This is a genomic window from Clostridiales bacterium, from assembly GCA_017961515.1.
Lineage (GTDB): Bacteria > Bacillota > Clostridia > Acetivibrionales > RGIG10202 > RGIG10202.
The window spans coordinates 1-20,541 of the sequence record JAGCXC010000024.1; the positions used below are offsets into that span (position 1 = coordinate 1).

18 protein-coding genes are annotated in these 20,541 nt (G+C 33.0%); all 18 read left to right on the plus strand.

Annotated elements, in window-relative coordinates; genetic code table 11:
* Positions 1 to 179: 179 nt before the first annotated feature.
* The gene (locus J6Y29_01290; GenBank protein MBP5426526.1) at positions 180 to 1,721 is read left to right on the plus strand and encodes an ABC transporter ATP-binding protein; all 1,542 of its coding nucleotides are present in this window, start codon (positions 180 to 182) and stop codon (positions 1,719 to 1,721) included.
* Between the two features lie 2 nt (positions 1,722 to 1,723).
* Positions 1,724 to 2,824 carry an ABC transporter permease gene (locus tag J6Y29_01295; protein MBP5426527.1) on the plus strand — a complete coding sequence of 367 codons (1,101 nt, stop codon included), beginning with the start codon at positions 1,724 to 1,726 and terminating at the stop codon, positions 2,822 to 2,824.
* The gene (locus tag J6Y29_01300; GenBank protein ID MBP5426528.1) at positions 2,824 to 3,717 is read left to right on the plus strand and encodes an ABC transporter permease; all 894 of its coding nucleotides are present in this window, start codon (positions 2,824 to 2,826) and stop codon (positions 3,715 to 3,717) included. The genes J6Y29_01295 and J6Y29_01300 overlap by 1 nt, the downstream gene beginning before the upstream one ends.
* Position 3,718: 1 nt before the next feature.
* The gene (gene deoC, locus J6Y29_01305) at positions 3,719 to 4,357 is read left to right on the plus strand and encodes a deoxyribose-phosphate aldolase (protein MBP5426529.1); all 639 of its coding nucleotides are present in this window, start codon (positions 3,719 to 3,721) and stop codon (positions 4,355 to 4,357) included.
* 261 nt (positions 4,358 to 4,618) lie between these two features.
* Positions 4,619 to 5,557 (plus strand): hypothetical protein, encoded by a 939-nt coding sequence (locus J6Y29_01310; protein MBP5426530.1) that lies wholly within the window; start codon positions 4,619 to 4,621, stop codon positions 5,555 to 5,557.
* 128 nt (positions 5,558 to 5,685) lie between these two features.
* Positions 5,686 to 6,795 carry a sn-glycerol-3-phosphate ABC transporter ATP-binding protein UgpC gene (gene ugpC / locus J6Y29_01315; GenBank protein MBP5426531.1) on the plus strand — a complete coding sequence of 370 codons (1,110 nt, stop codon included), beginning with the start codon at positions 5,686 to 5,688 and terminating at the stop codon, positions 6,793 to 6,795.
* Between the two features lie 565 nt (positions 6,796 to 7,360).
* On the plus strand, positions 7,361 to 7,744 hold the full coding sequence (locus tag J6Y29_01320) for an RNA-directed DNA polymerase (GenBank protein ID MBP5426532.1): 384 nt from the start codon (positions 7,361 to 7,363) through the stop codon (positions 7,742 to 7,744).
* A 222-nt stretch (positions 7,745 to 7,966) separates the two neighbouring features.
* The gene (locus tag J6Y29_01325; GenBank protein ID MBP5426533.1) at positions 7,967 to 9,064 is read left to right on the plus strand and encodes a helix-turn-helix domain-containing protein; all 1,098 of its coding nucleotides are present in this window, start codon (positions 7,967 to 7,969) and stop codon (positions 9,062 to 9,064) included.
* A gap of 22 nt (positions 9,065 to 9,086) precedes the next feature.
* Complete coding sequence (gene ftsE / locus J6Y29_01330; GenBank protein MBP5426534.1) at positions 9,087 to 9,773, plus strand: cell division ATP-binding protein FtsE; 687 nt, start codon at positions 9,087 to 9,089, stop codon at positions 9,771 to 9,773.
* Positions 9,739 to 10,644 carry an ABC transporter permease gene (locus J6Y29_01335; GenBank protein MBP5426535.1) on the plus strand — a complete coding sequence of 302 codons (906 nt, stop codon included), beginning with the start codon at positions 9,739 to 9,741 and terminating at the stop codon, positions 10,642 to 10,644. The genes ftsE and J6Y29_01335 overlap by 35 nt, the downstream gene beginning before the upstream one ends.
* 31 nt (positions 10,645 to 10,675) lie before the next feature.
* On the plus strand, positions 10,676 to 11,812 hold the full coding sequence (locus J6Y29_01340; protein MBP5426536.1) for a peptidoglycan DD-metalloendopeptidase family protein: 1,137 nt from the start codon (positions 10,676 to 10,678) through the stop codon (positions 11,810 to 11,812).
* 120 nt (positions 11,813 to 11,932) lie between these two features.
* On the plus strand, positions 11,933 to 13,186 hold the full coding sequence (locus J6Y29_01345) for a S41 family peptidase (GenBank protein ID MBP5426537.1): 1,254 nt from the start codon (positions 11,933 to 11,935) through the stop codon (positions 13,184 to 13,186).
* Positions 13,187 to 13,539: 353 nt separating this feature from the next.
* Positions 13,540 to 14,364, plus strand: a complete 825-nt coding sequence (locus J6Y29_01350; protein MBP5426538.1) for a putative sporulation protein YtxC — start codon at positions 13,540 to 13,542, stop codon at positions 14,362 to 14,364.
* 222 nt (positions 14,365 to 14,586) lie between these two features.
* Positions 14,587 to 16,989: an ankyrin repeat domain-containing protein gene (locus J6Y29_01355; protein ID MBP5426539.1), complete on the plus strand. Its 2,403-nt coding sequence runs from the start codon at positions 14,587 to 14,589 to the stop codon at positions 16,987 to 16,989.
* Positions 16,990 to 17,192: 203 nt separating this feature from the next.
* The gene (locus J6Y29_01360) at positions 17,193 to 17,381 is read left to right on the plus strand and encodes a 50S ribosomal protein L28 (GenBank protein MBP5426540.1); all 189 of its coding nucleotides are present in this window, start codon (positions 17,193 to 17,195) and stop codon (positions 17,379 to 17,381) included.
* A 90-nt stretch (positions 17,382 to 17,471) separates the two neighbouring features.
* Positions 17,472 to 17,867: an ankyrin repeat domain-containing protein gene (locus J6Y29_01365; protein ID MBP5426541.1), complete on the plus strand. Its 396-nt coding sequence runs from the start codon at positions 17,472 to 17,474 to the stop codon at positions 17,865 to 17,867.
* Entirely contained in the window at positions 17,845 to 17,997 is a 153-nt protein-coding gene (locus tag J6Y29_01370) for an ankyrin repeat domain-containing protein (protein MBP5426542.1), read from the plus strand. Before J6Y29_01365 ends, J6Y29_01370 begins: the two co-directional genes overlap by 23 nt.
* Before the next feature lie 603 nt (positions 17,998 to 18,600).
* The gene (locus tag J6Y29_01375; protein MBP5426543.1) at positions 18,601 to 20,271 is read left to right on the plus strand and encodes a nucleoside kinase; all 1,671 of its coding nucleotides are present in this window, start codon (positions 18,601 to 18,603) and stop codon (positions 20,269 to 20,271) included.
* The last annotated feature ends 270 nt before the right edge of the window (positions 20,272 to 20,541 follow it).

Consider the following 20,541-nt stretch of genomic DNA (forward strand, 5'->3'; position numbering starts at 1 on the left):
AAAAAGAACAAAAGGTAATAAAAGATATGAAAGATGCAATACCTCAGCGAGTAAAGAAGAATGTACAAAAAGCGAAAGAGGGCATTATAGAAGGAAGTATTATAGTTCCAGATTGGTCAGTTGAGGGAAAGCCTGAGTAGTATAATAAAAAAGGTAAAAGTATTTTGGAGGATTAAAAGATGGAACCGATTCTTAGTATGAAAAATATAACAAAAACGTTTTATGGTAATTTTGCTAATAAAAATGTGAGTTTTGATGTATATAAAGGAGAGATTCACGCATTAGTAGGAGAAAATGGAGCAGGTAAGACAACTCTTATGAGTATATTGTATGGATTATATCCAGCAGATGAAGGCGATATATACATAAGAGGGAATAAAATAGATATTAGTGAACCAAGTGTAGCAATAAGAAACGGTATTGGTATGGTGTTCCAGCACTTTATGTTAGTTGAACCTTTTACAGTAGCTGAGAATATAATTTTAGGAAAAGAGCCCAAAAAAGGATTGTTTGTTGATAACAAAAAGGCAGTAGAAGATGTAAAGAAAATATCACAACAGTACGGGTTAAAAGTAGATCCTAATGCAAAGATAGCTACTATTTCAGTTGGTATGCAGCAGAGAGTAGAAATAATAAAGACACTTTATAGAGGAGCAGAAATTTTAATATTAGATGAACCAACAGCAGTGTTAACTCCGCAGGAGGTAGAGGAGTTTTTCGGGATATTAAGACTTCTAAAGTCGCAAGGCAAGACGATAATAATAATTACTCATAAGCTAAGAGAGGTTATGGAGATATCGGATAGAGTATCTATTTTGAGAAAGGGAGAGTTAGTAGGAAATGTCTTAACTAAAGATACTGATGAGCATGAGTTGGCAACTATGATGGTAGGAAGAGAAATATCGTTAGAGGTTGATAAGAAAAATATTTCCAGAGGAGATGTTGTTCTGAAGATAGAAAACTTGCGCGCATCAAGTAAAATGGGAGACGAAATAGAGGGCTTAAGAGGAGTAACGTTAGAGGTCCATGAAGGAGAAGTTTTGGGGATAGCAGGAGTGGATGGTAATGGTCAAACAGAATTGCTTGAAGTGCTGACAGGGTTAAGAGAAGCGGCTAGTGGTGTGATAAGATTAAAAGGTGAAGACATCACAAATCTTTCTTCGAGAAAAATAAGAGAGAAAGGAATAGCGAATATTCCAGAGGACAGGCATCAAAGAGGGGTATTATTAAAAAATACCTTAGCAGAGAATTTGATATTGGGAGATCATTATAAGGCACCATTTAATAGATGTGGTTTTCTAAATAGGAAAGCTATACATAAGAATGCAAAGAAATGTATAGAGGAGTACGATATAAGGCCAGCAAAGGACAATGTAAAAGTAAGAGCGTTATCTGGTGGTAATCAGCAGAAAGTTATAATAGCAAGAGAATTTGGAGCAGATCCAGAGTTATTAATAGCGTCTCAACCTACTAGAGGTGTTGATATTGGAGCTATAGAATTCATACATAAGAAGATAATTGAGAGAAGAAATAATGGAAAAGCGGTGTTATTGATTTCGGCAGATCTTCAAGAAATTATGTCACTAAGCGATAGAATTGCAGTTATATATGAAGGTGAGATAGTTAAAGTTTTGAATGCCAAAGGCGCAACAGAGAATGAGTTGGGTCTGTTAATGGCTGGAATAAAGAGAAGTAGCTCTAGTACAGAGGAGGAAAATTAAGAATGAGTAAGGAAAGAGTGCAAAATTTGAAAGAAAATAGATTGATAACCAAGAGTAAGGTTATGGATATTTTGTTTCCGGTGATAGCTGTTGTATTGTCGCTTATAATAGGTGCATTTATAATATGGGCAGCAAATAAGAATCCATGGAATGCGTATAAGGCTTTATTTTTAGGCGCATTTGGGGATTTGTATGCATTGGGTAACACATTAGCTAGAGCTACACCATTGATTTTAACTGGATTGGGTGTTGCAATAGCGTTTAAATGTGGGTTATTTAATATAGGAGTAGAAGGACAGTTGTTGGTAGGAGCAACAGTGGCGGCTATAATAGGACATTATGTTACAGGATTGCCAGGAATATTGCATATTGTGGTTACTGTACTAGGAGCAGTAGTAGCAGGTGCTTTGTGGGGTTTAATACCAGGTTTATTGAAGGCGTACAGAGGAGTTCATGAGGTATTGACAACTATAATGTTAAACTATGTGGCTACATCAGTAGTGTCATATGTGATAGTAAAACTACAAGCACCAGGAGGACAGCCAAAGACACCTGATGTGTTAGATAGTGCTAAATTTTTAAGATTATCGGAAATATTCAAGAAAGCATTTGAAAGTTCGACAGTTAGTGTGGGATTTGTAATTGCAGTTATAGCAAGTATTTTAATATATATTCTTGTAGAAAAAACAGTTTTAGGATATGAATTAAGAGCTGTTGGAAATTCACCATTGGCCGCAGAAAATGGTGGTATAAAAATAGCCAAGAATTTAGTATTAGTTATGATTATAAGTGGAGCGCTAGCAGGTATTGCTGGTGCAGATAGAGTGTTAGGAGAGTATCATCATTTAATAAATGGTGTATCAGCAGGATTAGGATTTGAGGGTATGGCAGTGGCGCTTTTAGTAAATAACAATCCAATAGGTATAATTTTTTCAGGGATATTGTTTGGAGCATTGGCTTCTGGAGGATTAAATATGGCTTTATCTGCTGAAGTTCCTCAAGAAATTATAGCAATAATACAAGCGATAATTATATTTTTCATAGCAAGTAATAAATTTATAAAGTATGTTATTAGTAGTAGAAACAAGGAGGTAGGGGCCTAATGGATAAGTTTTTTTCTATTGCAATATTAGGAGCAACAATTAGAATGGCGACACCTCTTATCTTAGCAGCACTAGGTGGTTGTTTTTCAGAAAGAGCTGGTGTTGTAAACATAGCGTTAGAGGGCATTATGACGTTGGGAGCGTTTGCTGCAGTTTTAGGATCATATTTAACTGGTAATGCATGGATAGGGCTTATAGTAGCAGTAATAGTAGGAGGACTTTTAGGGTATATTCATGCAGTGTTTAGTGTAGAGATAAAGGCAAATCAAGTCATTAGTGGTACAGCATTAAATCTTTTTGCAGGTGGTGCAACAATATATCTTTTGAAAGTAATATTTAAGGCTGCAGGTTCATCAAGTAAAGTACAGAAATTAGCTGATTGGGGAGAGTATCCACCAACAGTATTTATTGCTTTTGCAATGGTAGTATTATCTTGGATAATTTTATATAAAACACCATTTGGTTTAAGGTTAAGAACAGTGGGAGAACATCCGGCGGCAGCTGATACAGTTGGTGTAGATGTTTATAGAATGAGGTATGCTGCAGTTATTATAAGTGGTGTTCTAGGAGGAATAGCAGGGGCACATTTATCTATAGGAGTATCAGATGAGTTTTCAAAGAATATGGTGTCCGGTAGAGGATTTATAGCTTTAGCAGCGATGATAGCTGGAAGATGGCATCCAGTAGGAGCATGTATAGCAGCAGTGTTGTTTGGATATTTTGATAAATTATCAATGTCACTTTCAGGATCATCAATATTTGGAGTATCGGTGCCGTCGCAGTTTGTTAGTATGCTTCCTTACGTAATAACAATAGTTGTGTTAGGAGTAGCTGGAGCAAAATCAGTTGGTCCAAAAGCGGGTGGAATACCATATGAAAAAGGAGAAAGATAATATGGATAGTAGAGTAAGACTAATAGATCATACAATACTAAAACCGTATGCAACAGAGAAGGAAGTAGAAAAATATTGTGATGAAGCAATTGAGTATGGATTTTGTTCAGTTTGTGTGAATCCTTACTATGTAAGGTTAGTAGCAAATAAATTAAAAGGTACAGATGTAAAAGTGTGTACAGTTATTGGATTTCCATTAGGTGCAAATATGCCAGAGGTAAAGGCTTATGAAACTCGGCTTGCACTAAGAGATGGTGCGCAAGAGATAGATATGGTTATAAATATAGGTGCACTAAAGCAGGGTAATGTCAATTTAGTAAGGGATGATATTGCCAAAGTTGTGAAAGAAGCAAAAGGAAATACAGTGAAAGTTATAATAGAGACATGTTATTTAACGGATGAAGAGAAAAGAATTGTATGTAAAATAGCAAAAGAAGCAGGAGCGCAATTTGTGAAAACATCAACAGGATTTGGCACAAATGGAGCTACAAGTCATGATGTAGCATTAATGAGAGAAGTAGTTGGCGAAGAGATGGGAGTAAAAGCATCTGGAGGGATAAGGACAGCAGCTGTTATGGAGGAAATGATAAAAGCAGGTGCTAGTAGAATAGGTACGAGTAACGGAGTAGATTTATTGTAGGGGAGCCTACATTGCGAATACGACATAAGTAGTTTTATAGATAAAAGGGAAGATTTCTTTAAAAAGGGATCTTCCCTTTTTACATATGATGTAATAAAACAACACAAAAATATTTGTCGAATAAAAAGAAAAAAATATATGTATTGACAAGAAATGTAATACATGCTATAATTGGAACAAACAGGTAAATAAGTAATTAAAAGTAATTTATACTTATTATGACTTATAAGCCTAACAATAAATTTAAGGAGTGAAGAGAAAGTGAAAGAACAAAAGAATAAGTTTATAAGCCTTATTACAGGTATATCAATAGTTGCAGGTATAATGTCAGCATCTGTGTTTGCTTCGTACGCTGAGAAGACAGTAGGTGGATTTGATTTAGAAATAGACAGTTCACAATACATATTTTTTGGAGAAGTTCCTGATAACGGTATGTATACTACACGAGCTCGAGGTAGAGATATTTTATGGCAAGTAAGAGATGATATTGTTTTAGAAAAAGATGTGCTTAGCATATCAACAAACAAGAAAAAGATTCAGAGAAGAGATAGTAAAGTTAATATGAAAGATTATTTTACATTAAAAGAAGGAAATGTTATAAAAAATAAAGAAGGTGACATAATAGAAGTAAAAGAAAAGATAAAAGGTAAGGTAAAAGAGGAAGCTAATAATATACTAGATAAAATTTTAAATAAGCTAAAGCAAAAATACAAGGAAGAGCAAGAAGAAAAAGAGGTTTCTCATATAAAAGTAGACATACCAGTTTCTAGTATCATATATAAATCGAGTGGTAATTGGAAGTGGTGTGAGTTAGGAGAATTTAAATTAGTTAATCGTTTAAACGCTAGTAAAAATAAATTAACATTACTAGATGAAGAAAGGAATAATTTTAAAGTAGCTGAAGAAGAAATTTCAGCAAAGCCTGGAGATAACATAGATTTAAATTATCATAATGCGGTTGCAGGAGAAGAAGGTGGTAGTGAATATATATCAGCTATAATAAAAGATAGAAATGGAGATGCACTGTACTATGGCAAGTTTGAAAATACAACTTGTGAAGAAGGTATAGTTAGTATAAAGATGCCTAAGAGAATAAAGGCTGGAGAATATGAATTAATGATATTAACGGAAGAGGAAAATGGTATTCGAAGGACAAACTATGCTGGATTTGACATAGTGAGATTAACTATAAAAAAATAAATTTTGTTAAAATACACAAAATGCTGGGTGTTTTTTTGTTAAAAAAGAAGCTAGTAAATTTCTCAATAAAGTGATATATTCATTAAGTACCAAAAATGGGAATAAGAGATAGGATTGGGAGGATTGCAATGGCAGGATTAAGTTTGAGAAACATAGGAAAAAGGTATGCAGGAAAGGTAGATGCAGTAAAGAACGCAAATCTTGAAATAGAGGATAAAGAGTTTGTGATACTGGTTGGCCCGTCTGGGTGTGGAAAGTCCACAACATTAAGAATGATAGCAGGCTTAGAAGAGATTACATCAGGGGAGTTGTACATAGGGGATAAGCTAGTTAACGATGTTGCACCTAAAGATAGAGATATAGCAATGGTTTTCCAAAATTATGCCTTGTACCCTCATATGACTGTTTTTGAGAATATGGCATTTGGTTTAAGGCTAAGAAAGATGCCAAAAGAAGAGATAAACAAAAAAGTACATGATGCGGCTAAGAGCTTGGATATAGAGCATTTACTAGATAGAAAGCCTAAGGCATTGTCAGGAGGACAAAGACAGAGAGTGGCTTTGGGTAGAGCAATAGTAAGAGAGCCAAAGGTGTTTTTAATGGATGAGCCTTTATCGAATTTAGATGCAAAGTTAAGAGTACAAATGAGGGCGACTATAAGCAAACTTCATCAAAAACTAAAGACAACTTTTGTTTATGTGACGCATGATCAAACAGAGGCGTTAACGATGGGAACAAAGATAGTTGTTATGAAGGATGGAGTTATACAACAAGTAGCGAGTCCGCAAGAGTTGTATGAAAAACCTGTTAATATGTTTGTTGCAGGGTTTATAGGAAGTCCACAAATGAATTTTATAAATGCACAACTAAAGAAAGAAGGAAATAAATTTTATTTTGAGTTTGGGAAAAGTAAAATAGCGATTCCAGAAGGTAAAACTAGTAAGTTAAGTGATGAGTATATTGATAAAGAAGTAGTAGTGGGGATACGTCCCGAGAATGTACATGATGAAGAAATTTATGTTAATAATATGAATAACAGCACAGTTGAAGCAAAAGTGGAAATAACAGAAATGTTAGGAGCAGAGACTAATTTGTACTTGAACATAGACGGAGTTGAAATAATAGCCAGGGTAAATCCTAGAACTAAGGTAAGGCCTGAGGATGTTATAAGGGTGGCATTTGATATGAACAAAGTTCATGTATTTGATAAAGATACTCAAGTTGCTATAATAAACTAATTATACTCGATATATTGTCTAGTTTTGGAGGGCTCTTTGAGGCTAGGCAATATGGGAGGTTTATCTAAAATTTAGCGAGAATACTTTTACAAAAATTAATCCGGTTAAAAGCCACGACCCTTTAGGGTCGATTTTGTTGTGCGCCTGGCGGCGCACATCTCTAGGGGGTAAAAGTCCCTAATCCGCCCGACAGTGGGAAGGATATAGCCGAACAGAAAGGGTGTCTATCGGGAGATGGAATCTGAAGGAAGCTGTAAGCAAAACTCTGGTCTGACGAACAGAAATCACATATAGGCTATATATGGGGGCAAGGTCGCAATACAGACTAAAGCCCGATAACTATACAGAACCATAATATAGTAAATGCGGCAGACGCATGGAGTGAAAGAGACGTGTGGTAGCCGGGGAGGTCTTATTAGCGGTGAAAACAGAGTAAGAAGCCGTAGTAAGAACGAATGATGAGAAGTACTAAATGGGAAATACAAACCCAATCCAGTCAGAAGAGTGGAAATACCAAAAGAAGAGGGAGGTCCACTTAGTCTACTACTAAGCAATATAATGTTAAATGAAGAAGGAAATCAAGGAGCTAACAAACAGAAGTAACGTATGGAGTAATGAAACGCGAATTCTAAAACTAAAACAGTACATAAGAGGATGGATCAACTATTTTAAGCTGGCGGATATGAAAAAACTCTTACAGAGATCAGACGAATGGATGAGGCATCGAATAAGAGCAATATATTGGAAGCAATGGAAAAAGGTCAAGACGAAAATTAGAAAACTTAGAAGTCTAAATTTACCTGAATGGGCAGTGCTAGAATTAGCGAACAGCCGTAAAGGGATATGGCGATCATCGTTAGTGCTAAATTATACACTAACCAAACAAGCAATATCCAATCTCGGATATATGTATATGACAGACTACTATCTGAAAGTATGTGAAAACTAAAGAACCGCCGTGTACCGAACGGTATGCACTGGTGGTGTGAGAGGTAAGGGAAACGACTAAATTTTCCCGCCTACTCAATTAACTATTGAAGACATAACAGAAATTACAGAATTGTTTTGTCGATGGATTTGACAAATGATAAAATTATTGATACAATGTGTTTGTTAATGTATGGATGAATAGTCTAGTCTATACGATTTTATTGCTAAATGAGGTGAATGTATGTCGTTTAGATTGTTTCAAGAGTTGATTGAGCAGATAAAGGATATAGTGGGCTATGAATTTGGAATAATTGATAATAGCGGAGTGGTAGTTGCATCATCTGATGAGAGTAAGGAAGGACAACCGCTAGAGAATATTTATGATGAATTAACAGCACAGAGTAATGTGTATTTTATGGAGATAGATGGAATATTGTATGAGAAGGTCTACATAAAAAGGAAGTTGGAGTTTATTACTTACATAAAGAGTGTGACCCAAGATGCAAGAAAAATATTGAGTTTAATCTCTATGAATGTGAAGAATTCGAAAGTGTACTACGATGAAAAATATGACAAAATTAATTTCATGAGGAGTATAATTACAGATAATATTCTTTTAGGGGATATTAGTGTAAGGGCGAAGGATTTGCACATAAAAAGTGAAGTGTTAAGGCAAGTGTTCCTTATTAATACTGGTAAATCTAAAGATATGCAAGTGCATGATGTTTTGTGTGGCTTGTTCCCTGATGACAAAAAAGATTTTGTGATTGTATCAGATGAAGAGAGAATAGTAGTTATAAGGGAAGTAGGAGTTGAAGAAGATGATGAGGGGTATGCCAATAAATTAGGCAAGTCCATAGCGGATACTATAAGTGCAGAGGCTATGGAAAAAGTGAGAGTTGGCATAAGTACTGTTGTAAGTGATTTGAGAGATATACATAGAGCCTATAAGGAAGCCGAGATGGCTATAACAATAGGTAGAGTATTTCAAAATGATAAGCAGGTTATAAATTATAACAGATTGGGAATAGGAAGGTTGATATACCAATTACCTACGACTCTTTGTAGATTGTTCTTAAAGGAAGTGTTTAGAAATGATTCATTTGAAACATTAGACACTGAGACAGTTGTAACGATTCAGAAGTTTTTTGAGAATAGTTTAAATGTTAGTGAAACTGCAAGACAGCTTTTTATACATAGAAATACATTGGTGTACAGATTAGATAAGATTCAAAAAGCAACTGGATTAGATTTAAGAATGTTTGATGACGCAATTATTTTTAAAGTTGCGATGTTGGTCAAAAATTATCTTGATCATAGTGAATTTTTAGGTTATTAGTCAATAAGGAGATTGAAGTGAAATGTTAAATTTTGTGGATGTTTATAAAAGGTATGATAATGGTACACTTGCACTTAATAAAATAAATCTTAGTATAAATGATGAAGAATTTGTCTTTCTAGTTGGGACAAGTGGTTCAGGAAAGTCCACTTTGTTGAAGTTAATTTTAAGAGAAGAGTTAATGACAGGTGGAGAGATTTATTTTAAGGGATTAGAATTGTCAAAGCTAGATAGAAAAGAAGTATTAGAAGTTAGAAGGCAATTAGGGATTGTTTTTCAAGATTTTAGATTACTTCCCAATAAAACGGCGTATGAGAATGTTGCATATGCAATGGAGGTAGTTGAAAAAGGGGAAAGAAAAATAAAAAAAGAAGTGCCAAGAGTATTATCTTTAGTGGGATTGTCGGATAAAGCTAATAGATATCCTGGAGAGTTGTCCGGAGGAGAGCAGCAGAGGATAGCAATTGCAAGGGCTATAGTTAATGAACCAGATTTAATAATTGCGGACGAGCCTACAGGAAATTTGGATCCAGAGAATTCTAGAGATATAATAAAGATATTTGAAGAAATAAACAGGAGTGGCACAACAGTATTAATAGCTACTCATGAAAAAGGAATAGTAGACGAAATGAAGAAGAGAGTAGTAGAAATAGATAAAGGTATGATAGTAAGAGATGAAGAGAAAGGATTCTATAGCAATGAAAATTAAGACTATAAAACATATTGTTAAAGACGGGATATATAATATATACAAAAACAAGGTTATGACAGCAGCGTCAGTGGCTATTGTTACAGCAACGATAGCGGTATTTGGGATATTTTTGATGTTGTTTGTGAATTTAAAAGTAAATATAGACAATTTAAAGAAAGTACCGATGATAGAAGTATTTTGTGATGAAAACCTAGATGATGTTTCAGTAGATCAAATTGAGAAAAAGATAAATGAAGATAAAAGGGTTTTAAGTTGCAAAAAAATGACAAAAGCAGAGGGATTTGAAAGAGTTAGAGAGCTGTTAGGTGAAGATATTCTAGAGGGAATGAATGAAGATTTTTTGCCGATATCATTTAAGATTAATTTGCGTGACAGTGGTGATAGTGAAGCTTTTGTTAGTAGCGCAAAAGAGATACAAGGAGTTGACACAGTTAATTTTTCTAAAGGGGAATTGAATTACATAAATGGTATAGCACATGTGGTAAACTTTATAAGTATTGTGCTTATAGTTGTTTTCTTGTTAGCATCAGTTGGTATAGTATCTAATACAATAAAGTTAACAGTGGGAGCTAGAAAAAGAGAAATTGAAATAATGAAGTATGTAGGAGCTTCAGATATTTTTGTGAGTGGACCATTTGTGGTAGAGGGTATAATAATAGGAATAGTAGGAGCGTTAATTGCTTTTGTAATAGTTGGACAAGGTTATAATGTTTTAACAAATAATGGAGAGAATAGCTTGTTAGCGCTAAGGGTAATATTATTAAAAGAGGTTATCAACAAAGGTTTGATGATATTCATATCGTTAGGAGGCTGTTTAGGAGCTGTTAGTGGCGTAATTTCAGTTAGAAAATATTTAAAAAATGGATGAAGTTGATTTTAAATGAGCAAAATAAGGAGGAATGGTTTTAGTGAGATGTAGAAGGTTAAGTTTAATTATGAGTATAGCAAGTGTAATTATGCTGAACATTCCATTAGCAGGGGCAAACAATTTAGATACACGAAGTCAGAAAAAGAATGTTGATAGTATGATACAAAGTATAGGAAAGCAGAAGAAGGATGATAGTAGAAAATTGCAAAATGCTATAAGAGAGAAGAATAACCTTAGAAGACGAGAAAATGTAGAAAACAGTAAATATAAAAGATTTATAACAGAGAAGAAATATATAGAAAGAGAAGAACAATTACTAGACAAGGCGATAAAAGAGGCAGAAGAAAGATACGACGAACAGATGGATGTCTTAAAAAAGAGAATAAGGGTTTTGTACAAGAATAGTAATAAGTCGTATATATCTGTTATGGCTGAATCTAAGAGCTTGTCAGACTTTTTAAGCAGGATTGAGTTAGTAAACAGAATATCACGTAATGATAGGATATTGATAGAAAAGATCAATAACGACAAGTTAGATATTGAGTTTAAGAAGAAGCAGAAAGAGATAGAGAAGAATAACGTGGTAAGAAGAGCTAATGAAACGAAGAGAAATATGCAACAGATGCAAAGCTCGAGGGCTAAAAAAGATGATGAGATAAGAAACATACAAAGCAGGATAAGAAAGTTAGAGAGAGAAGAGAATGAGTTAATAAAGAAGTCAAATGAATTAGCTAGTAGGATACAAGGGTTACAGAAGAGTTATACTAGATATTCATCAGGGAAAATGCTTTGGCCGTTGCCAAGTTCAAGAAGAATAACATCTCCATTTGGTACAAGAGTACATCCTATTTACAAAAGAGTAAAAGCGCATCACGGAATTGACATAGCTGGAAGAAGAGGCAGTCCTATAATTGCAGCCAAGGAAGGAAGAGTTATAATATCAGGATGGCAAAGAGGGTACGGGAATGTGGTTATAATAGATCATGGTGGAGGGATAACATCAGTATATGCACATTGTGATACTCTTTTAGCAAGAGTAGGTCAAAAGGTTAAGCAAGGTGAAGTAATCGCAAAGGTTGGGAGTACAGGGTATTCGACGGGACCACATTTACATTTTGAGGTAAGAAAAAATGGAGCAGTGGTGAATCCGTTAAGTTATACGAGTTAGAGTACAGCGTTTATTGCAAATGGCAAATAAAAGTAGCCTTTGGTGCTACTTTTTTTGCTAATATGCACTGATATATAATCATATAATGCAAATATATAAAAGTTAAGGAGAAAGAGATAAGTGGAATATGAAAAGAAAATAGTATATGAAAAAGAAGAAAGTGGTAATAAATTTAGAAAAGTGAGGAGATTTAATCCACTTGCAATTGTACTGATAATTTCAGCTTTATTAAATGTATATTTACTTGGTGCCGTAGTTAGTTCTGTGACATTTGATGCAAGGAGAATACCTTTTAATAAGTTGAGGATGGCTAAGGAGTTTAAATATCTTATTACGAGGTATTATTATAAGGAGCTAGATCAAGAAAAGTTACTTGAGAGTTGTATAAGAGGTATGACGAGTGTGATGGATGATCCTTATACAGAGTATTTTACTAAAGACGAGATGGATGATTTTAAATTATCATCGGATGGTCGTTTTAAGGGAATAGGTGTTTCTATGTATATGGATGATGATGATATTGTCAATATAGTAGATATTATGAAAGGCACACCAGCAGAGAGAGCGGGATTGCGTAAAGGAGATAAGATACTTAAGATAGATGGTAGAGATGTAACTGGATTAATTAATATGGATGATATTGCAAAAATGATATCCAGTTCAGGAGGTAGTGTCGTTTTAGAAGTAGAGAGACCGGCAGAGGAGAGAAAAATTAGGTTTGTTGTAGACGTAGAGGAGATAAGGAGAATAGTTACAACTAGCAAAGTTTTTGATAATAATATTGGATATATAAGTTTACAGATGTTTGATGAGGAAATTGATAAAGAGTTTAAGGAACATTTGAATAAGTTGAAAAAAGAAGGGATAAAAGGTTTAATAATAGATTTAAGAGACAATCCGGGTGGAAGTTATTCGAAAGTTTTGAATGTAGCGAATATGTTGATACCTAAGGGTAAATTGGTGGTTTATACGGAGGATAAGAATAAAAAAAGAGATGAAAAATATTCTAAAGGACCGGGTTTAAATATGCCAATTGTAGTTCTAGTAAATAATAATAGTGCAAGTGCATCGGAGGTATTGGCAGGAGCATTAAAACATAATGGCTTGGCGACCTTGGTGGGTAAAAAAACGTTTGGTAAAGGATTAGTTCAATGGGTACAAGATTTTTCTGATGGATCGGGATTGAAATTTACAGTAGCGAAATTTTTTACTCCGACAGGAGAGTGTGTACAAGATAGGGGAATAGCGGTTGATTATAAAGTCGATTTGCCAGAAAAATATTCGCATAATATAGTGTCTCAAATTCCAAAAGAAGATGATACCCAGCTTAACGAAGCGTTGAAAATAATGAAAGAAAAAATAAAGAAAAAATAAAGAAAAAATATAGTAAAAGGGAAGAGGCTATTTAGTATGGTCTCTTTTAAATATTTTAAAGTTTTTTACCTAAAATTTAGCGAGGTTATCTTAAACACATTTGTGCTACAGAAGGAGAACCCAACTGTTTACATGTTATTGCAAAAGGAAGCTCTTAAGTTTCACGTCGAGAATTTTATGACAAAAATTTGAGATGTAGGTAGGGGGAAGTCATATTTAGTTAGTGGGAGTATGTGGCTTTTAAGTATTATTTTCACACTATGATAGCTTTTGGCATATAATAGTTAAATATTTGTTGAATAACAAAGCTTTGTAAAGGCAAATAATATATGGCAGAAAGGAAGTGGAAATAAATGCATACAGTCACAATTATAGTTGATAAAAAATTTTATTCAGTAGTAACGAAGCAACTCGAAGATATGGATATAAAAGTTTTAGACTATGCCAAAAAGGAGTTAGATGATAATTTAATAAAATATACATCAGAAACAAGTAATAGCGATTTTATATATGATATAGCGGAGCTTTTGACAAATTGTATAATAAATGTATATGAATTTTTCTTGCTCAATAAAATAATATCAAAAGATTATATCAATTTTAATGTACAAGAGAAGAAAAAAATTATGCATGTTGCAAAAGAAATTATAGACGGTAATGATAGTGTTGTAGACAAAGTATTTTTTATCAAAAGAAAAAATTATATTTATAAGAGGCTTGTTGATTATTTGTCTAAGAATGAGGTAATTAGGTTAGAAGGATTTATAATTTTTAGATTAAAAGACTATAAAAGTGACTTAGAGTTGATTTTAGAAAAAGCTGTGGATGTTTATTTGACAGATAAAGAGTATAATGAATTTATAAATCTTTTAAAATATTTTATAGAAGTACAGGAGTCAAGGATAGATGTTGTACATTTAACAATATATGCTAATGGTGATTTTAAGTTGTGTGATAAGTTTGAAAGAGATATAAGTTATTTGTATATAGATGATATGAGAGAAGAACTTTTAAATAGCAAATTAACCAAGGAAGATATTCTTTTAGGTGCGTTAATAACCATATCACCTCAAAAAATAATACTTAACAGAAAATGTGATGGTAAGATTAGCAAGGAAATATTTAATACAATAAATAGTGTATTCACTGACAGAATAAGTATCCATGATCCAAATTAACAAGAAATTTTTTAAGCCCCCAATTCGGAGAAAAATCCACTTTGGGGTTTAAAAGTATAATGGTTACACAAATATTTCCCTTAAATATGTGAGAACAATGTGAAAACACGGCAAGGGGGAATATGTTGACGAACTATATTAAATATTATATAATCGTGTGAGTAATCGTACGTGTGATAAGAATTGTACGGCAATGAAAGTGACGAAAGGAAGATTTTTTGAATGGGGAAAAAAAATAGAAAGACAAAGAATAAGATAGTTGTTGAAGAATTACTGAAGTTGGATGAAGATATGGTAAATTTATTGTCGGGTTCTAAACAAGACAGAGTAGAGGTAGAGGATTTAGTATTAAGGAGCGTGGAGAGAGGAGACGTAACATCTTTAGAAAATTTGTTTGAAAAAGGATTGCATTTAAACAAACCAGATAATAATAATGAAAGCTTATTACATGTTGCATGTAAATATGGACATGTGTCTATAGTGGATAAGTTGCTAGAAAATGGGTTTGATATAAATTTAGCCAATAAAGATGGGGATACTCCATTGTATAGGGCATGCTACAACGGACATAGCACACTAGCAAAATATCTTATAGAAAAAGGAGCTGATGTAAATACAGTTGATAATAGGGGTGTTAGACCATTACATATAGCGGTGTATAGAGGATTAAACGACGTAGTGAACAAATTATTAGAGGCAGGCTCACGCGTGAATGATTGTTATGAAACTGGGGATACAGCACTACATTTGGCTTCGCAAAGTGGGAATAGCTATATAGTGGACAAGTTAATAGAGAAAGGGGCAGAAGTTAATAGCCAGGATAATCGAAAAATTACAGCGTTGCATTTAGCGAGTAATCATGGACATAAAGAAGTGGTGGATAGTTTAATAAGGGCTGGTGCGGATGTAAATTTGCCATGTGAGGACATGGTTTTGCCATTGCATTTAGTGTGTCGAAATGGGAATGAAGAAATATTGGATAGCTTACTAAAGGCTGGAGCTAACGTAAATGAAGTTGATGATCAAGGGAATATTCCATTATGTATAGCGTATTTGCATAATTATGAAAACATATTAGAAAAATTATTATTAGTACCTGAGGTAAACGTTAATGCATCTAATGCAGACAAAAGCACATTATTACATAAAGCGTGTGGAAGAGGTGATATTAAACTAGTAGATAAATTGATATCGTGTTATGATATAAATGTAAATGTACTAGATAAAAATGGATTTAATCCACTTGATATAGCTTATAATAGGGGATATATGGATATAGTAGATAAATTATATAAATTGACTGATTTAACAGGGCAGCCTAAAAAGAAATTACAGGGAATAAAAAGGAATATAGCAATGCATAGGTTGCCAGAAGTTTGTAGATTGGGGAATATGGAAGAGTTATCGAGATTATTAAATATGATAAAATATATAGATCCTGAATTTTTAGCAGATTTAATGAGTAAATCACCATCTAATGTTATAGAATATTTAATTAAGCAATTTGATAATGCCAAGATAGTACAAGCTTTGTCTTATATTGAGGCAAATGATGTGAGAGGTATTGTTTTAGGACAAATCTTTGATAAAAGAGATATACTAAGAGAAGCGAAAGGTGATACGAGAACAGTACTGTATACAATAATATCAAGAAAGTTGATTCAAGCGTGTAGAGATTCTGATCAAGATACGGTAAAAAAAATGTTGGATACAGGTATAGATGTAAAAAAAGACGTATCATATTTAAATGCAGCAATTGCATCAGGGAGTGATATTATTGTAAAGTTGCTAAGAGAGAAAGGGGCAAAAGAAGAGAAAAATACTAGAGTATCAGTGATAAAAAATATTGTTAGAACAAAAAAAACTAAGCAAGATAATAAGAATGAAATTTTATTACTTGCAATTAACAAAGGCAAAGTGCCAGATGTTCGTAAATTATTAAATAATGGGGTAAGCGCAGATATATCAGATAAGAATGGGGTTAGTGCATTGATGCATGCAATAAAAAAAGGTGATGAAGATATCATAAATGCGTTATTAGAAAAAGATGCAAATGTAAATGCTGTAGATAAACAACAAAAGAGTATCTTAATGTACGCTATAGAAGAGGGAAATGTGGAACTTGTAAAAAAGTTAGTTCAAAGGGAAGCTTCAGTTTCATCGAAAAACAAAGAGGGGAAAAGTGTGTTAATGTACGCGTTAGAGAAAGGCGAGAGTATGTCAGATATAATAGATAGTAATATAAACTCGGCGAATATAGATGATATAGATAATAATGGTATGGATTTGTTGATGTATGCATGTCGAGGTGGTTATATGGATGCTATTAAGGTCTTAGTTGAGAGAGGAATGAAAGTAGGCAGATGTTGTGATGAACAAACAGCTCTGGGAATAGCTTTTAATAAAGGAAATTTAGATGTAGTAGAATATTTTATAAAAAAGGGTGTAACTGAAACGGGAAGAATATATGACAAAAATGAATTTTTTGTGCAAGTGGGGAGAGTTACTAAAGGATTACCAATAAGAGATAAAAAAGTATTATCTTCAAAAGATGAGTTGTGTAAAAATGAGAGCGAAAAAAAGAAAGGAAGGTCTACTATTGAAGGCAATACCGTGCTAGTGTGACAGCCTCCCCTACGATTTGACACAAGAAAAACTCATAAAAAGTAAAAAAGTTTGCATCTAAATAGACACTTTATCTTGACAATCGAGTAAAAAGGTGATAAGGTATAGGAGTTGAGAAAGTCGTAGATAATTAAGTGTTTACGAAATAGGGGCTTTTAGATATACACAGTTTTTTGGGATTTTATTAGAAGGGGGTGTTTTTGGTGGCTAAGTGTGAAGTTTGTAATAAGGGCGTAACTTTTGGAATCAAGGTCAGTCACTCACATAGGAGGAGTAATAGAGTTTGGAAGCCTAATGTGAAGAAGGTTAGGGTGTTTGTAAATGGTGCTAATAAGTCAATGTACATTTGTACAAGATGTTTGCGCGCAAATAAAGTTACACGTGCAATGTAATTTTTGTAATTAAATAAATAGTAGTAAGCGTGAGCCTGTTGTATGAGGATGAAGAGCTTGCGCTATTTTTATTGAAAAATAAAGAAATAGGTGGTAAAGAACGAAGTTAGGAAAGTATTTAGGAGTTGTCCTAAGTGTGACGTTGTTATAAAAGTAATTTGGTATCTTACACCAATAGTTATATATAACAGTATACTTTTGTGGGGAAAGAGTATTGATGTTAATGCAAGAGATGAAAAAGGAAGCACGCCTTTACATTTAGCAGTAAATAGAAGAGATTTGGATTTAATTAAGTTGTTGTTAGGAAAAGGTGCAAATGTTAACGCAAAAGATAATAGAGGGAATACACCACTTGAGTGTGCGTTTAATAATACATATTCATATAATGTTCAGACAGATAGTAGAATTAAGATGAATATAGCGAAAGAATTAATAGAAAATGGCGCGTCTATAGATATTAGAAATGATAATTGTAGACTTAGTTGAGATAATATTGGAGTTTGGTGCAAATGTAAATGCTAAAAATATAGAAGGGTACACACCATTACACTTAGCAGTTGCTAAAGGTTATAAGGAGATAGCTTGGGTATTATTAAATCATGGTGCAATAAATTAATAGTTTGTTTATCTAAAATTTAGTGATTTATCTCCTCACTTCTATAAGTAAGGTATGAATCACTAAAAAATACAGTATTAACAATTCTGGGATAACACCCTAAACGAATATTAGCCAAAAAACGGGAGATTATAGCAATAAAATTGGGTAAGAATACACATTCTGTATTTTTGTTGCATTATCGCGTTATGTCTATTGAGAATTATAGGAGAAAAGTATTTCACAAAAACCATTTTGAGAAAATATAAATTCTCCCTAAATATAATATAGTGAGTAAAGAGTGGAATCATGATAAAGATATTTATGGAAAAAATTTAAGATGTAGGTGGAGGATAATGTCAAATATAAAAAGAATGCTCTTTTTTTGTTTCAAAAAATAGGAGTATAATCCAGGTTGAAGATGTTCATAAGATTTTCTAAAGTGTAGTTGGTAGAATTTATTTCATATTACATGTATATTGTGAATAAATATACATGTAATATGAAGGATGCTAAAAATTATGTAATAAAATGTAATATCTTCGAAAATTTTTATATTGCTATTATAAAAATATATCGATATTATAGTATGTAAGGGATTATATTATTTTGGGGGATGTAAAAATGGAAAAGATAAAGCTTACTATAGAGGCAAGTAAAAATAAAGGAACAAGGGAATTTAGAAAAGGAATATCGCTAGTTGAGGTATTAAAAGAATTAAACGTAAGAAGTTCATGTGATATAGTTGCAGCGAAACAAAAAAATGAGATAAGAGAATTAACTTATACAATTGATACAGATAGTGAAATAAAATTTGTAGGGTTAGAGGATATAGATGGATTTAGAATATACACAAGAAGTCTTATATTTTTGCTAATAAAGGCCGTAAAAGATCTGCATAGTAGAGGAGATATATATGTTAGGAATTCTATTAGCGAAGGAACATATTGCGACCTAGTTGGAGTGGGTAAAGTAACAGAGAAAAAAGTAAAACAGATAGAGCAGAAGATGAGGGAGTTAGTTAATGAAGAGCTCCCATTTACCAAAATTGTCTTGCCAATTGAAAAAGGTAAAAAATTTTATAAAGATGTGGGATTGTTAAATAAATATAATTTAATAGAATACACTGATCGCCAATATGTTACTTTGTATGAATTAGATGGACTAAAAAACTATTTTTATGGATATATGGTTCCCAATACAGGATTTTTAACTAGTTTTGAGCTGGTGTACTATGGAGGAGGATTAATTGTAAGGTGTCCCACTGTAAAGTCTCCCAAACGTATTCCGCTTTTTGTAGAGCAAAAGAAAATTCTTGGTGTGTTCAAAGAGTTTAAAGATTGGAATAGTATATTGGGGATTGAGAATGTTGGGATGATAAATAAAATTATACATGATGGGAAATTAGGAGATTATATAAGAGTTGCGGAGGCATTACAGGAGAAAAAAATTGCGCATATTGCAGATATGATTTGTTCGTCTGAAGATGACAAAAAATTGGTCTTGATAGCTGGGCCATCGTCATCAGGGAAAACAACTTTTTCAAAGAGATTAGAAGTGGAACTTAGAGTCAACAAAAAGAAGCCTGTGACAATAGGTTTAGATGATTATTTTTTGGATAGAAAAAATACTCCAAGAGACGAAGAAGGGAATTTGGATTACGAGTCTATAGATGCATTAGATATAAAAAAATTCAATCAAGATTTAGTTGATCTAATAGCAGGTAAAGAAGTGGAGATACCAATATTCAATTTCAAAATAGGAGCGAGAGATAAAAAAACTAGAAAATTAAAATTGGCAGATGATAGTATAATAGTGATAGAGGGGATACATGGGCTAAATGATGCGTTAACAGCGTCAGTTGATTCAGCAAATAAGTTTAAAATATATGTAAGTGCCCTAACAACACTTAATTTAGATGAGCACAACAGAATATATACAACGGATAATAGATTATTAAGAAGGATTGTGCGAGATAATCAATTTAGAGGGATTGATGCGTTAGAGACAATTGAGAGATGGCACTTAGTTAGAAAAGGAGAGGAAAAAAATATATTCCCATTCCAGGAAAATGCAGATGTTATATTTAATTCTGCACTTATGTATGAGATATTTGTGTTAAAAGGCTATGCTGAAAAATTGTTAAAAGAAATTGATAACAAACACCCACAATATATAGAATCAAAGAGGTTATTAGGCTTTTTATCATATTTTTTAGAGGCACCGACAAAAGATATACCACAAGATTCCCTATTAAAAGAATTTATAGGTGGAAGTTGTTTTGAGCAAACATAGTAAATTTAATATAAAATCTGAAAAATGCCTCTACTGTTAGTGATATCAGATAGAGGCAAAATATTGCATAAGTATATATTTTAATATTTTACGATAAAGGAAGATAAAAAGAGGAATTTATATGTAACAGAGACTTAAATTGATATAACCGATCAATATAGTAATTATATTCCCTTGCACATAAGGTGTAAAAGATGATATAGTACTAGAGCAGTCGAAAGACGGCAGAGGAAATGGACATTGAAAAGTAAACAGTATAAAGATAATCAT

Excerpts from the sequence above, each read along its gene's own strand:
- J6Y29_01290 (MBP5426526.1), top strand. The coding sequence starts at position 180 with ATGGAACCGATTCTTAGTATGAAAAATATAACAAAAACGTTTTATGGT.
- J6Y29_01295 (MBP5426527.1), top strand. The coding sequence starts at position 1,724 with ATGAGTAAGGAAAGAGTGCAAAATTTGAAAGAAAATAGATTGATAACC.
- J6Y29_01300 (MBP5426528.1), top strand. The coding sequence starts at position 2,824 with ATGGATAAGTTTTTTTCTATTGCAATATTAGGAGCAACAATTAGAATG.
- deoC (MBP5426529.1), top strand. The coding sequence starts at position 3,719 with ATGGATAGTAGAGTAAGACTAATAGATCATACAATACTAAAACCGTAT.
- ugpC (MBP5426531.1), top strand. The coding sequence starts at position 5,686 with ATGGCAGGATTAAGTTTGAGAAACATAGGAAAAAGGTATGCAGGAAAG.
- J6Y29_01320 (MBP5426532.1), top strand. The coding sequence starts at position 7,361 with ATGAAGAAGGAAATCAAGGAGCTAACAAACAGAAGTAACGTATGGAGT.
- J6Y29_01325 (MBP5426533.1), top strand. The coding sequence starts at position 7,967 with ATGTCGTTTAGATTGTTTCAAGAGTTGATTGAGCAGATAAAGGATATA.
- ftsE (MBP5426534.1), top strand. The coding sequence starts at position 9,087 with ATGTTAAATTTTGTGGATGTTTATAAAAGGTATGATAATGGTACACTT.
- J6Y29_01335 (MBP5426535.1), top strand. The coding sequence starts at position 9,739 with ATGAAGAGAAAGGATTCTATAGCAATGAAAATTAAGACTATAAAACAT.
- J6Y29_01340 (MBP5426536.1), top strand. The coding sequence starts at position 10,676 with ATGGTTTTAGTGAGATGTAGAAGGTTAAGTTTAATTATGAGTATAGCA.
- J6Y29_01350 (MBP5426538.1), top strand. The coding sequence starts at position 13,540 with ATGCATACAGTCACAATTATAGTTGATAAAAAATTTTATTCAGTAGTA.
- J6Y29_01355 (MBP5426539.1), top strand. The coding sequence starts at position 14,587 with ATGGGGAAAAAAAATAGAAAGACAAAGAATAAGATAGTTGTTGAAGAA.
- J6Y29_01370 (MBP5426542.1), top strand. The coding sequence starts at position 17,845 with ATGATAATTGTAGACTTAGTTGAGATAATATTGGAGTTTGGTGCAAAT.
- J6Y29_01375 (MBP5426543.1), top strand. The coding sequence starts at position 18,601 with ATGGAAAAGATAAAGCTTACTATAGAGGCAAGTAAAAATAAAGGAACA.